General features: G+C 71.7%; 9 protein-coding genes and 1 pseudogene. 7 read left to right on the forward strand and 3 right to left on the reverse strand.

All coding sequences use genetic code 11. The features are described 5' to 3' along the window. Positions 1 to 36: 36 nt before the first annotated feature. The 6 genes from kynA to Q9R33_RS07160 all read left to right on the forward strand — a co-directional run bounded on the left by kynA (position 37) and on the right by Q9R33_RS07160 (position 8,377). On the forward strand, positions 37 to 885 hold the full coding sequence (gene kynA, locus Q9R33_RS07135; RefSeq protein WP_311293288.1) for a tryptophan 2,3-dioxygenase: 849 nt from the start codon (positions 37 to 39) through the stop codon (positions 883 to 885). After that, positions 885 to 1,865 (forward strand): hypothetical protein, encoded by a 981-nt coding sequence (locus Q9R33_RS07140; protein ID WP_311293289.1) that lies wholly within the window; start codon positions 885 to 887, stop codon positions 1,863 to 1,865. The genes kynA and Q9R33_RS07140 overlap by 1 nt, the downstream gene beginning before the upstream one ends. Next, a complete protein-coding gene (locus Q9R33_RS07145) occupies positions 1,852 to 3,117 on the forward strand; it encodes an aminotransferase class V-fold PLP-dependent enzyme (RefSeq protein WP_311293290.1) in 1,266 nt (421 codons plus the stop codon). The genes Q9R33_RS07140 and Q9R33_RS07145 overlap by 14 nt, the downstream gene beginning before the upstream one ends. A gap of 317 nt (positions 3,118 to 3,434) precedes the next feature. After that, complete coding sequence (locus tag Q9R33_RS07150; RefSeq protein WP_311293291.1) at positions 3,435 to 4,832, forward strand: MFS transporter; 1,398 nt, start codon at positions 3,435 to 3,437, stop codon at positions 4,830 to 4,832. A gap of 90 nt (positions 4,833 to 4,922) precedes the next feature. Next, positions 4,923 to 6,719: an aldehyde dehydrogenase family protein gene (locus tag Q9R33_RS07155; RefSeq protein ID WP_311293292.1), complete on the forward strand. Its 1,797-nt coding sequence runs from the start codon at positions 4,923 to 4,925 to the stop codon at positions 6,717 to 6,719. After that, positions 6,716 to 8,377, forward strand: a complete 1,662-nt coding sequence (locus tag Q9R33_RS07160; protein ID WP_311293293.1) for a GMC family oxidoreductase N-terminal domain-containing protein — start codon at positions 6,716 to 6,718, stop codon at positions 8,375 to 8,377. The genes Q9R33_RS07155 and Q9R33_RS07160 overlap by 4 nt, the downstream gene beginning before the upstream one ends. 372 nt (positions 8,378 to 8,749) lie before the next feature. On the opposite strand, the gene Q9R33_RS07165 is transcribed toward Q9R33_RS07160, so the two are convergent. From Q9R33_RS07165 to Q9R33_RS07175, 3 genes and pseudogenes are all read right to left on the reverse strand, one after another. Continuing rightward, complete coding sequence (locus Q9R33_RS07165; RefSeq protein WP_311293294.1) at positions 8,750 to 10,354, reverse strand: DEAD/DEAH box helicase; 1,605 nt, start codon at positions 10,352 to 10,354, stop codon at positions 8,750 to 8,752. 766 nt (positions 10,355 to 11,120) lie between these two features. Beyond that, positions 11,121 to 12,089 (reverse strand): annotated as a pseudogene (gene pip / locus Q9R33_RS07170) (prolyl aminopeptidase); the annotation flags it as partial. Continuing rightward, positions 12,086 to 12,955, reverse strand: coding sequence for a neutral zinc metallopeptidase (locus tag Q9R33_RS07175; protein WP_311293295.1), 870 nt, complete (start codon positions 12,953 to 12,955; stop codon positions 12,086 to 12,088). The gene Q9R33_RS07175 and the pseudogene pip, both read right to left, overlap by 4 nt. Before the next feature lie 93 nt (positions 12,956 to 13,048). Here Q9R33_RS07175 and Q9R33_RS07180 point away from each other — a divergent pair, with 93 nt between their 5' ends. Further along, positions 13,049 to 14,071 (forward strand): malate dehydrogenase, encoded by a 1,023-nt coding sequence (locus Q9R33_RS07180; protein ID WP_311293296.1) that lies wholly within the window; start codon positions 13,049 to 13,051, stop codon positions 14,069 to 14,071. The last annotated feature ends 44 nt before the right edge of the window (positions 14,072 to 14,115 follow it).

Genomic DNA, 14,115 nt, shown 5'->3' on the forward strand with positions numbered 1-14,115 from the left:
TGACGCCGCACCGCCCCTGCTCATTAGGCTGAGGCCGTGAGCGTCGAACGCAATACCCGGGCGATCGAGGGATCTGTCGTCACCGACTTCGAGGACCGCATGAGCTATGGCGGCTACCTCGATCTCGCCACCTTGCTGTCGGCCCAGCGGCCGCTCAGCAACCCCGAGCACCACGACGAGCTGCTGTTCATCGTGCAGCACCAGACCACGGAGCTGTGGCTGAAGCTCGTGCTGCACGAGCTCGGCGCCGCCTGCCGGCTGCTGCGCGAAGACCAGCTCGCACCCGCGCTCAAGTGCATCGCGCGCGTCAAGCACGTCCAGAAGACCCTCACCGAGCAGTGGTCGGTGCTCGCGACGCTGACCCCTGCCGAGTACGGGCAGTTCCGCGGCGTGCTGGGCAACGCCAGCGGCTTCCAGTCGGCGCAGTACCGCGCCGTCGAGTTCACGCTCGGCAACAAGAACGCCGCCATGCTGCGGGTGTTCGCCTCCGACCCCGCCGCCCACGCCCTCGTCGCGGCCGCTCTCGAGGCGCCGAGCCTCTACGACGAGTTCCTCGCGATGCTGGCCCGCTCGGGCTACCCGATCCCCGCCGAGGTGCTCGAGCGCGATGTCACGAAGGCGTGGACCTACACTCCGGAGCTCGTGCCGGTGCTCACCGAGATCTACCGCGACCCGGAGGGCCACTGGGCGGCCTACGAGACGTGCGAGGAGCTCGTCGACCTCGAGGACAACTTCCAGCTCTGGCGCTTCCGCCATCTCAAGACGGTCGAGCGCATCATCGGCCTGAAGACGGGCACCGGCGGCTCGAGCGGCGTGCCGTTCCTGCAGCGCGCACTGGACCTCACGTTCTTCCCCGAGCTGTACGCCGTGCGGACGGAGCTGTGATGTCGCACGATCCCGACGCGCTGCGCGAACTCCTCGGCGCCGATGCGGCTCTCTGCCACCGGGCGATCACCGGCGAGCACGGAGTCTCGCTGCCCCCGTTCACCGACCACCACGTGCACCTGCACCTCATCGACGAGAGCGGTCTGGCCGCAGGCGGCATCGCCGGCGTCGTCGATCTCGGCGGCGACCCGGTGGCACTGGCACGGCGGGGGAACCACAGCATTCCGCGCGTGGCATATGCCGGCGCGTTCCTCACAGCGGTCGGCGGATACCCGGTCGGCAGGACCTGGGCACCCGCGGAGATCGCCCGTGAGATCGCGGACGCGTCGACCCACCCCGGTGTCGCCGGCGGCGCGGCGACGGCGGTCGACGAGCAGGCCTCGTTCGGGGCATCCGTCATCAAGGCCTCACTCAACAGCGTCGCGGGTCCCGTGCTCGACGCGCAGGCGCTCGCCGCGATCGTGGAGGTCGCGCGCGAGCGCGGGCTGCCCGTCGTCGCACACGCGGAAGGCAATGGGATGCCGCAGCTCGCACTCGACGCGGGCCTCGACGGCTTCGCCCACACGCCGTTCACCGAGTTCGTCGGACGCACCTTCACCGCGCACGCGGTCGCCGCCGGCCAGGTGTGGATCTCGACGCTCGCGATCCACCGCGACGACGACGAGGCCGCCGAGTTCGCGCGGGTGAACCTCGCGGGCTTCGCCGCCGCGGGCGGACGCGTGCTCTACGGCACGGACCTCGGCAACGGCGAGCAGCCGGTGGGCGTCAACCCCGACGAGGTCGCGGCGCTCGACCGCGCGGGCATCCGCGGTGCGGCTCTCATCTCGGCGCTGGCCGATCCGTGGCCGCTCGCCGACCCGCCCTCAGGTGTCTGCACCTTCGTCCCCGGCCCGCCGCCGACCGAACTCGACGAGGTCGCCGAGTGGCTGCGGGGCGCGACAGTCGTCCCCACCGAGGAGCTCATCCATGACGGCCACTGACCCGACCGGGGCGCCGGTGGCCCACGGACTCGAGGACGAGGCATCCGTCCTCGACGCCGCCGACCCCCTCGCCGCGCACCGCGACGCGTTCGTGGGAGCCGAGACCTCGCTCGTGTACTTCGACGGGAACTCGCTCGGGCGCCCCCTGCGCGCGAGCGTCGAGAGGCTTGCCACGTTCGTCCGGGACGAGTGGGGCGGTCGCCTGATCCGCGGCTGGGACGAGTCGTGGATGCAGCTGCCGTTCGACATCGGCGACGCCGTCGGGCGCGCGGCGATCGGCGCCGCGGCGGGCCAGACGGTGATCGGCGACTCGACCACGGTGCTGCTGTACAAGCTGCTGCGGGCCGCGTTCGACGCCTCCGTCGCCGCGGATCCGGCACGCGTCGAGATCGTCGTCGACCGCGACAACTTCCCCACCGACCGCTACCTGGTCGAGGGCATCGCCGCGGAGCGGGGCGGACGCATCAGGTGGATCGACGTCGACCTCGACGGCGGTGTGTCCGCTGGCGCGCTCCGCGCGGCGGTCGGCCCCGAGACCGCGGTCGTGCTGCTGTCGCACGTCGCGTACCGGTCGGGATATCTGACGGATGCTGCGACCCTCACCCGCATCGCGCACGACGCCGGCGCGCTCATCGTGTGGGATCTCTGCCACTCGGCGGGATCCGTGCCGGTCGAGGCCGACGCGTGGGGCTTCGATCTCGCGGTCGGCTGCACGTACAAGTACCTGGGCGGCGGCCCTGGCTCGCCGGCGTTCGCCTACGTCGCTGCGCGGCTGCAGGATCGGCTCGCCCAGCCCATCCAGGGGTGGATGGGCGCGGCCGACGTCTTCGCGATGGGGCCGGAGTACCGGCCGGCCGATGGCATGCGGCGCTTCCTGTCGGGCACGCCGCCGATCGTCGGCATGCTCGCGATGCAGGACACCCTCGACCTGCTCGAGGAGGTCGGCATCGAGGCCGTGCGCGCGAAGTCGATCGCACTCACGGAGTTCGCCGTGCGCGTCGCCGACGAGCTGCTCACCCCGCTCGGGGTCACGGTCGCGTCGCCGCGGAATCCCGCCGAGCGCGGCGGACACGTGACGCTGTCGCACCCGTCGATGCGCGCGGTCACCGCTCGCCTCTGGACGGAGGACGTGATCCCCGACTACCGCGATCCGGGCGGACTCCGCATCGGCCTCTCCCCGCTCTCCACCTCCTTCGCCGAGACCCTCACCGGCCTCCGGGCGGTCGAGGCCGCAGTCCGCGCCGAGTCCTGACCGGGGGCGACCAGGAGGACGTGCCTGAGCATCCCGCACGCTCGAGGCGTTTCGTCTTCGGGCGCTAGAGCGCCCTTCGCTCAACGACCGGGAAATCGCGGCCTTCCTCTCGGTCGCTGAGCGAGCGCGGAACGAGCGAGACGAAACGCCCCGGACCAACGAGCAAGGCATCCATCGTCCACAACCGGGCTCGCGCCGTTTCGGCACTGACCTACACTGGCGCGATGAGCAATGAGGCTCCGCCGGCGACTGGGGATCAGGCTGGGCCCACGCGCCCCGAGGCTCCGCGCGACGCGCCAGCGGCGCGTGGAGAGGACGTGGGGACCACCTCCGCCCGTCTCAGCCGGGGCACCATCGCGCGGTATGCGTCCGGTTCGCTCGGCACGGGCGGTTTCGCGACCCTGCCCGGCCTGGTGCTGACCTACTACCTGACCGACTCACTCGGGGTCGCCGCGCTCGCGGCCGGCGCGGTCATCACGGTCGCGAAGGTGTGGGACGTCGTCATCGACCCGGTCATCGGCGCGCTCACCGACCGCGACCTCGCCCGCCACGGCAGCCGCCGGCGCCTGATGGTGATCGGCGCGCTCGCACTGCCGGTGCTGTTCGCGCTGACGTTCGCGGTGCCGCCGTCGCTCGGGCCGGTGGTCGCCGGCATCTGGGTGCTGCTCGCGTTCACGCTCACGGCGACAGCCTTCAGCCTCTTCCAGGTGCCCTACATCGCGCTTCCCGCCGAACTCACGCCGCGCTACGACGAGCGGACGCGCCTGCTGACATGGCGCGTCGTCGTGCTCACGCTGGCGATCCTGCTGTTCGGCGCCGGGGGCCCGGCGCTGCGTCGCGTATCGGAGGACCCGTTCGTCCAGTACCTCGTGATGGGCGTGGTCTGCGGCGTCGTCATCGGGATCGGGATGCTGGTGGCCACGGGTGTCGCGAGGCGCGCAGCATCCACCGCCCCTCAACCGACCCGCGAGAGGGATGCGGGAACGACGGATGCCGCGGCGGCGGGGATCCGGGAGCACTTCGCCGAGGGGATCGGTGCGCTCACGCGCAGCAGGCCGTTCCGGCTGCTGCTCTCGACCTTCGTGCTGCAGGCGCTGGCCACCGGACTGATGCTCGCGGGCGCGCAGTACGTGGCGACCTGGGTGCTGGACTCGCAGGCGGCGGTCGAGCTGCTGTTCGTCGCGCTCATCGCGCCGGCGCTGCTCGCCGCACCCGCGTGGGGAGTGGTCGCGCGCCGCATCGGCAAGGAGCGCACGTTCACGATCGCGAGCATCGTCTTCGCGATCGCGGCGGTATCGATCCTCGGCATGCTGTGGGCGCCGGGCGACTGGATCTACGTGCCGGTCGGCATCGCGGGCATCGCGTACGCCGGCATGCAGTCACTGCCGATGGCGATGCTCCCCGACGTCATCTCGCACGACGAGCGCACGCACGGACCCGGCCGCGCCGGGTCGTTCAGCGGCGTGTGGACCGCCGGCGAGACGGTGGGCTTCGCGCTCGGCGCGACGACGCTGGCGGTGATCCTGGCCGTGACGGGATACGTCTCGTCGACGGGCACGCAGGTGGTGGAGCAGCCGGATGCGGCGATCACGGGCATCGTCGTGAGCTTCAGCCTCGCACCGGCCGTGCTGATCGCGCTGAGCCTTCTCACGCTCGCCCGCTACCCGTTGCGCCGCGCCGACATCGACCCCGACACCGAGTCGCAGCCCGCCTGAGACCGAGTGCCGCCGCACAGGCGCGGTGGCATAGGATGCCCGGTGACGTACTCACGAGCGGGAGTCGCGCGCGAGTTCGAAGGAGAACACATGTCCCCCACCTCGTCCGCGACGCCGGCGAAGCCGCGTAAGGCGCCGGCGAAGCGCGCGCCGCAGTCCGATCTTCCGGCCGATGAGCGCGCGGCGCTCGACGCCGACATCGATCGGCTCGAAGCGGGCGCGAAGGTGTGGGTCGCGCTCACCCTCGACCAGCGCGCCCGCCTGCTCGGCCGCGTCCGCGACGCGGCCGGCGTCGTCGCACAGGAGTGGGCCGACGCGGCGACGATGTCGAAGGGCCTGCCCCCTGGACATCCGCTGTCGGGCGAAGAGTGGCTCGGCGGGCCCTACGCCGTCATCGGACTGCTCGACGCGCTGCGCGAGACGCTCGAGGCGCTCGCGAAGGGCGGCAGCCCGCTCGACGGCGTCACGCTCGACGAGGCTCCGGGCGGGCGCCTGCGCGCGCACACCTTCCCCCTGAACGACACCGAGAAGTTCCTGCTGTCGGGCTTCACCGGCGAGGTGTGGTTCGAGCCGGGCGTCTCCGCGATCGAGGCGAACCGCGCGGCGGGCCTCGCCCAGCTGACCCCGACCGTGTCCGGTGGCGTCGGCCTCGTGCTGGGCGCGGGCAACGTGAGCTCCATCCCGGTCGCCGACGTGCTGTACGAGCTCTTCGCGCACAATCGCGTGGCGCTGCTCAAGGTCAACCCGACGCAGGACGCGCTCGTGCCCGTGTTCGAGCGCGCGCTCGCCCCGCTGATCGAGCCCGGCTTCGTGCGCATCGTGCGCGGCGGAGCCGCGACCGGCGCCTACCTGACCTCGCACCCGCGCTTCACGCACGTGCACATCACCGGCTCGGCGGTCACGTTCGACGCGATCGTGTGGGGCACCGGAGAGGATGCCGCGGCGGCACGCGCGGCGGCACGCCCGAAGCTGCAGGTTCCGATCACGGCCGAGCTCGGCGGCGTCTCGCCCATCATCGTGGTCCCGGGCCGGTGGTCGGCGGCCGACCTGAAGTACCAGGCGGAGCACGTCGCGACGATGCGCCTCGTGAACGCCGGACACAACTGCATCGCGGGCCAGGTCGTTATCGTGAGCTCGGACTGGCCGCAGCGCGCCGAGTTCCTGCGCGAGCTGCACGCGGCGTACGCCGCGGCCCCGGAGCGCCCGGTCTGGTACCCCCGCAGCGAAGAGCGGCTGGAGGCCGCAGCATCCGCTTATCCCGATGCCGTGTGGAGCGCCGACCGCACGCGCGCGATCGTCGGGGTCGGTGAGAGCGAGGACGCCGACGCTGTCGAGACGGTCGAGTACTTCGCGCCGATCCTCGGGGTCGCCCTGGTGGGCGGCACCGGCCAGGAGTTCCTGGACGCGGCGGTCGTGCACGCGAACGACAGGCTCACCGGCACCCTCGGTGCCAACGTGATCATCGACCCCGCCACCGAGGAGGCGCTCGGCGAAGGGTTCGAGCGCGCGATCGCCGACCTGCGCTACGGCGACATCGCGATCAACACGTGGACGGCCTTCAACTTCCTCACCGCACGTCTGACGTGGGGCGGGTTCCCCGGGGCGACGCTCGACGACGTGTCGAGCGGCATCGGCGTCGTGCACAACGCGCTGCTGCTGGATCGCGTCGAGCGGTCGGTGGCCCGAGGTCCGTTCCGCCCGTTCCCCCGGTCGGTCGGCGACCAGCTTCGGCGATTGAGCCTCTCGAAATCCACGATCCTGCCCACGCCGCCGTGGTTCGTGAGCTCGCGCACCGGCGCCGAGGTCAGCGCCGGGCTCACGCGGTATCTCGTGGACGGCAAGCTCCCCGGATTGGTGAAGACCCTGACCAAGGCCATGCAGGCGTGACCGCCGGCTTCGGCTCCGACGGGTTCGAAGCCGACTACGTCGTCGTCGGCGCGGGCTCGGCGGGAGCGGCGCTCGCGGCCCGGCTGAGCGACGACCCCGCCGTCTCGGTGCTGCTGCTCGAGGCCGGCGCCCCCGACAGAGCGCCTCAGCTGCACGTGCCGGCTGCGTTCTCGAAGCTGTTCCGCGGCGAGTACGACTGGAACTACGACACGGTGCCCCAGCCGCAGCTCGAAGGCCGTACGGTCTACTGGCCGCGCGGCAAGACGCTGGGCGGGTCGTCGTCGCTCAATGCACTGATGTGGATCCGGGGCTTCGCCGCCGACTACGACGAGTGGGCGGATGCTGCCGGTCCGGCGTGGTCGTGGGACGCCCTGGTCCCCTACTTCCAACGTGTCGAGCGGACCGTCGACCCGGTCGACCCGACGCAGGGTTCCCAGGGGCCGCAGTCGGTCGAGCACCAACGCGACCCCCGGCCGCACACGGCCGTGTTCCTGGCAGCGGCGCAGGAGACGGGGCATCCGGTGACTCCGCCGAACCTCCCGGCTGGGCAGGGGTTCTCGCAGACGATGGTGAGTCAGCACCGCGGCGCCCGCGCCTCGACCGCCGACGCGTACCTGCGGCCGGTGAAGAAGCGGCGCAACCTGCGCGTCGTGACGGGGGCGCACGTGCGACGCGTGACCTTCGCGGCGTCGACCGGCCCAGGGACCGAGACTCCGAGCGAACCGCGCGCGACCGGCGTGTACGTCGACATCGACGGGATCACGCGCCACGTGCGCGCGCGACGAGAGGTCGTGCTGTCGGGCGGCGCCGTGAACACGCCCCAGCTGCTGATGCTGAGCGGTATCGGCCCGGCGGAGCACCTCACCGCACGCGGCATCGACGTGGTCGTCGACTCGCCCGAGGTGGGTGCGAACCTGCAGGACCACCTCGTCGCGGGGCTCGCCCCCGCGGCCCACGGCGGAACGCTCTACGATGCCGAGAAGCCCGCCGAGCTCGTCAAGTACCTCGTGGCCCGCAAGGGGATGCTGACCTCGAACGCCGCCGAGGCTTACGGTTTCGTTCGCACGCCCGTGGCCGATGCGGCCGGCGTCCCCGAGGGTCTCCCCGACATCGAGATCATCTTCGTGCCCGGGCCGTACGTCGGCGAAGGCCTGGTTCCGATGCCGGCGCACGGGCTGACGGTCGCCGCGATCCTGCTCAGGCCGATCAGCCGCGGCACGATCCGCCTGGCCTCGGCCGACCCGGCCGAGGCCCCGCTCATCGACCCCGCATACCTGTCGGACGCCGACGACATCGACGCCACGACGCTGCGCGCGGGCCTCGCCGAGTGCGAGCGTCTGATCGACACCGAGGCGCTGCGGAAGATCACGACCGGCGGGTGGGTGCTGCCCGAGGGCGGCGAACACATGACGCCCGCCGATCGCGCGGAGCTGTCGCTCCGCCGCTACTCGCACACCCTCTATCACCCCGTCGGCACGGCACGGATGGGGACCGATGCCGCTTCGGTCGTCGATCCCGAGCTGCGCGTCCGCGGGGTCGCCGGACTGCGCGTGGCGGACGCATCCGTCATGCCCACGGTGATCCGCGGCCACACCAACGCTCCCGCGATCGTGATCGGCGAGGTCGCCGCCGACCTCATCCTCGGCCGCCGGGTCTGACCTTCACCCCTCCGGCCGGTCCGGTCGGCGCGGGTGTCGTCTCAGGTCCGGGTTTCGCAGCATCCCACGCTCCAGGACATGCGAAGTCCGGACTTCGCAGAAACAGTCGCAGCCCGGCCACCCGCACCCGTCCGGGTATCGCAGCATCCCACGCTCCAGCGCCCGCGAAGTCCGGACTTCGCAGAAACAGTCGCAGCCCGCCCCACCCGCACCCGTCCGGGTATCGCAGCATCCCACGCTCCAGGACCCGCGAAGTCCGGACTTCGCAGCGTTGACGTGGCGGCCGGCGGCGGGTGACGGCCGTGTCGCGCGGAACGACGAACCCCCTCGCGCCCTCGGGCGAGGGCGGAGGGGGTCCGAACGTGCGGAGACTCAGCGGCCGCCGCGGCGGTTGGCGCCGTTGGGGCGGACGACCGAGCCGACCATGAGCTTGCCGGTGCCGCCCGACGAGGCGCGACGGCCCGGGGTGCGGGGGTTGCCGGCGGGCTGGGCCGAACGCGAGTGGCCCGCGCTCTGGTCGTGACGCTGGTGCGAGGCCTTGTCGTGCGTGGTGGCGGCGTCGCGACGCTGACCGCCCGCGGCCTGCTGACGGCCGGCGCCCTGCGCCGAGCCACCCTGCGCCGAACCACCCTGGCCCGAACCACCCTGGCCCGAACCGCGACGGCGACGGCCGCCGCCGGAGCGGCTCGCGGTGGCGGCAGCATCCGTCTCGCGTGCGTCACGCGCAGCGCGCTTGCGCTGGGCGTTCGCGCCCTGGCTGGTGCCGCGCGGCGTCTCGGCCACGGGGACCGGCTTGACGTACGGGGCGACCTTGCCGACGAGCTCGACGACCTCGGGCGAGGTCGCCGTGACAGCGACGGGCTCGACGGAGATGGCGGCCTTGCGCAGCAGCTGCGACACGTCGCGGCGCTGCTCGGGCAGCACGAGGGTGACGACGGCGCCCTCGGCGCCGGCGCGAGCGGTGCGGCCGGAGCGGTGGAGGTACGCCTTGTGCTCCATCGGCGGGTCGACGTGGATGACGAGCTCGACGTCGTCGACGTGCACGCCGCGGGCCGCGACATCCGTCGCCACGAGCACCTTGACGGCGCCGGACGAGAACGCCGCGAGGTTGCGGTCGCGCGCGGCCTGCGACAGGTTGCCGTGCAGGTCGACGGCCGGGATGCCCTGGCCGGTGAGCTGCTTCGCGAGCTTCTTCGCCTGGTGCTTGGTGCGCATGAACAGGATGCGGCGGCCCATGCCCGAGGCGAGGGCCGTGACGACGTCCTTCTTGGCGTCGGCGTCGGCCAGCGTGAAGACGTGGTGCGTCATCGCGGCGACGGGCGAGTGCGCCTCGTCGACGGAGTGCAGCACCTCGTTCTGCAGGAAGCGGTTCACGAGCTTGTCGACCCCGTTGTCGAGGGTCGCGCTGAACAGCAGGCGCTGACCGCCGGCCGGCGTCGCGTTCAGGATGCGCGTGACACCCGGGAGGAAGCCGAGGTCGGCCATGTGGTCGGCCTCGTCGATGACGGTGACCTCGACGGCGTCGAGGTGCACGTAGCCCTGCTTCATGAGGTCCTCGAGGCGGCCGGGGCAGGCGACGACGATGTCGACGCCGGCGTTGAGGGCGTTGACCTGACGGTTCTGGTTCACGCCGCCGAAGATCGTGGTGGTCGTGAGGCCGTAGGCCTTGGCGAGCGGCGCGAGGGTCGCGTCGATCTGCGTCGCCAGCTCGCGGGTCGGCGCGAGCACGAGGCCGAGCGGACGACCCTTGCGGCGGGTGCCGCCGGCGAGCTTGCCGCCCAGGCGCGCGGCCATGGGGATCGAGAAGGCGAGCGTCTTGCCCGAGCCGGTCTTGCCCCGGCCGAGCACGTCGCGGCCGGCGAGCGTGTCGGGGAGCGTGTCGACCTGGATCGGGAACGCGGTGGTCTTGCCGTTCGCGGCGAGCACGTCGACAAGGGGCTGCGGCACGCCGAGCGCGCCGAACGAGGTTTCGGTCATGAGGGATGTTCTCTGGGCACGCGAGTGCCCTGTCGGTGGCCGGGGCGTATCTCGCCCGCGGGTCGCCGTACGAAAGATGTCAGCGCGGTTCTTCGGATCGGGGTCCGGATGCCGGCGAGGGAAGCGTTCTACGACGCGAGAAGCGCAAGAATGCGCTGCAAGGGTTTCCACCCTACCAGTGGGTGGCTGGGCGTTGCCCGGCCGGAGTCGTCGGTGGGTCCGGGGCGATTCGACTCGCAAGCTCGCTCAACGACCGCAGAACAGGCCAGGCACGACGAAACGCCGCGTGGGGTGCGGGAGAGTCCCAGCGCTTCTCCCTCCCTCGTCAGAGGTCGGCGGTGTCTTTGCGCTTCTTCGACCCTTTGCGGATGCGCTCCCGGCGCAGTGCCGGCTCGGCCACCGAGGAGTCCTCAGGATCAGGGGCGTCTTCGGTGTCGCCGTCGGCCTCGCGGTCGGCGTCGGCCCCGGAGGCCTCCGCCTCCGGCCCGGCGGGCACGTCCTCCCCCGACTCGGGCATGTCCGACGCCTCCGTCGGCTCCGCCTGAGGAGCCTCCGGCTCCGACGCCTCCTCGGGCTCCGGTGCGGCTCCGGCATCGTCGGGCTCAACCGTCGGCTCCGCCTCAGGAACCTCCGGCTCCGACGCCTCCTCGGGCTCCGGTGCGGTTCCGGCATCGTCGGGCTCTTCCGCCTGCGCCGCAGACTCCTCCGCGAACGCCTCGCGGGCGTCGGGCTCATCCTCCGCGTGTGATTCCTCAGCCGGCGCCCGGTCCGCGAAGCGGTCCGTCGCGGCGCGCAGGGCGGACGCGATGCCCGGCTCGGACGCGGCGTGCGCAGCATCCGGGATCATCACGAAGTCGGCCTCGGGCCACGCGCGGTGGAGGTCCCACGCAGTCATGGCGGGCGTGCAGACGTCGTATCTGCCCTGCACGATGACGGCGGGGATGTCGCGGATGCGGCCGACGTTCGCGATCAGCTGCTCGGGTTCGAACCAGCCGCCATGAAGGAAGTAGTGGTTCTCGATGCGGGCGAACGCCACCGCCGCGCGCGGTTCCGTCATCGCCTCGATGAGCTCGGCGTCAGGGAGCAGCGTGAGGTTCGCGGCCTCCCAGCGCGACCACGCGACCGCAGCGGGGACGTGCACGGCGGGGTCGGGATCCGAGAGGCGGCGGTGGTAGGCCTGCATGAGCTGCGAGCGTTCCAGGATCGGGATGGGAGCGATGAACTCCTCCCACAGATCCGGGACGATGGATGCTGCGCCCCCCTCGTAGAACCACTCCAGCTCGTGGCGACGCAACGTGAAGATGCCGCGCAGCACGATCTCGGTGACGGCCTGCGGGTGCGCTTCGGCGTAGGCGAGAGCGAGCGCACTCCCCCACGAGCCGCCGAACACCTGCCACCGCTCGATGCCGAGGTTCTTGCGCAGCAGCTCGATGTCGGCGACGAGGTGCCACGTCGTGTTGTGGCGGAGGTCGGCGTCGGGCTCGCTCGCGTGCGGGGTGGAGCGGCCGCAGCCCCGCTGGTCGAGCAGGATGATGCGGTACCGCTCGGGGTCGAAGAAGCGGCGATGCCAGGGCGACGTGTCGGCGCCCGGACCGCCGTGGAGGAACACCACCGGCTTGCCCTCGGGGTTTCCGCTCTGCTCGTACGCGATGCGGTTGCCCTCGCCGGCGATGAGGGTTCCGGTGTCGTAGGGCTCGATGGGCGGATAGAGGATGTCGTCGAGGTGTTCGTTCATAGGCTTGCCCCCGAGACGGCGAAGGTGTCGCAGGCGGAAGGCCCGTTGCGGTAACCGGTCTCGAACCAGCGCTGTCGCTGCTCGCTCGAACCGTGGGTCCAGGATTCGGGGTTCACGTAGCCCCCGGACTCCTGCTGGATGTGGTCGTCGCCCACCGCGCCGGCGGCGTTGATCGCGTCGGCGATCTGCTGCTGCGTGGGCTCCTTCAGATACGGTACGCCGTTCTCGTCGCGCTGCTCGGTCATGTCGCCCACCCACGCGCCGGCGAAGCAGTCCGCCTGCAGCTCGGTCCGCACGCCGTTGCTGTCGGGACCGGTGCCATTGTTCGGGTGCTGGTCCATGATGCCGGTGATGTACTGCACGTGGTGGCCGTATTCGTGGGCGAGCACATAGAGCTGGGCGAGGTCGCCGGCCGACGCGTCGAACTGCTGACGCAGGAGGCCGAAGAAGGTGGGATCGATGTAGACGGTCTCTTCGGGAGGGCAGTAGAACGGGCCTGTCTGATTGGATGCCGTGCCGCACGCGGTGCCCGTCTGCTGGTCGACGATGATCAGCTGCGGTGCACGGTAGCCCTGCACCTGCGACTCCCAGTACTGGTCGAGCACGACACTGCCGGCGGCGAGACGGCAGTCGTCATCGGCGTTCGCATCGGCGCCCGTCTCGCACTGCTGGATCTCGGACTCCTCGCCGGATCCGACCTGAGGCTGCGAGGGGATGACGCTCGACAGATCCTGTCCGGTGAACAGCTGGAACAGGATCACCGCGATCGCGCCGAGGCCGGCGATACCGCCGCCTGCCACCGCCACGCCCGCTCCTCGACGCCGCGCCGTGTTCCCCCCGACGTTGGCGTTCTCATTGAACGTCATGCCGTCACGGTACCCCGACAGTCCGATCCAGAGCAGGAACCATTCCCTAATCGACGGGAATGAGTACAATGCCGCAGGTCTAGGCTCGGGGGCATGGCGAGCGAACCCACGACCGTGACCATCACCGGCGGCGGGGGCCAGATCGGCTATGCGCTGATGTTCCGCATCGCTGCGGGCGACATGCTCGGCCCAGATCGTCCGGTTCGGCTGCGCCTGCTCGAGATCCCCCAGGGCATGCGCGCGGCCGAGGGCGCGGCGCTCGAGCTGCAGGACTGCGCGTTCCCGCTGCTGGCCGACGTCGACGTCACCGACGACCCGCTCACGGCTTTCAACGGCACCCGCATCGCGATGCTCGTCGGCGCGCGGCCGCGCACCGCGGGCATGGAGCGCGGCGACCTGCTCGCCGCGAACGCCGGCATCTTCGGGCCGCAGGGCAACGCGATCGGCGCGGTCGCCGACGACGGCGTGCGCGTCGTCGTGGTGGGCAACCCCGCGAACACGAACGCGCTCATCGCCGCAGCATCCGCGTCGCCCGACATCCCGTCCGAGCGCTTCACCGCCCTCACGCGCCTCGACCACAACCGCGCCGTCGGCCAGCTCGCCGAGGCGCTCGGCGTCGTTCCCGGCGACATCGCCGATGTCGTGATCTGGGGAAACCACTCGGCGACCCAGTTCCCCGATGTGTCGCACGCGATCCTGCCCGACGGGATGCCGGTGCTCGAGGCGCTGGCCGAGCGGCTCGGCGGCGAGGCCGCAGCGACGGCGTGGCTCGACGACGTCTTCATCCCGCGCGTGGCGAAGCGCGGAGCCGAGATCATCGAGGTGCGCGGCTCGTCGTCGGTCGCGTCCGCGGCGAACGCCGCCATCGATCACGTGCGCGACGAGCAGCTCGGCACCCGCCGCGGCCTGACCTCGGCGGCGGTCGTCTCACGCGGCGAGTACGGGGTGCCCGAGGGACTGGTGTGCTCGTTCCCCGTCACCTCACGCGGCCACGACGACGGCTATCGCGTCGTCGAGGGACTCGACCTCGACGAGCGCGCACGCGCCAGGGTCGCGGCATCCGTCGACGAACTCGCCCTGGAGCGCGACGCGGTAAGGGCGCTCGGCGTGCTCTGACGCGCTCGACGGTTCGCGGGAGGCCGGAACGGGCCCGGCAATAG

It is taken from the genome of Microbacterium sp. PRC9 (assembly GCF_031844125.1).
GTDB lineage: Bacteria > Actinomycetota > Actinomycetes > Actinomycetales > Microbacteriaceae > Microbacterium.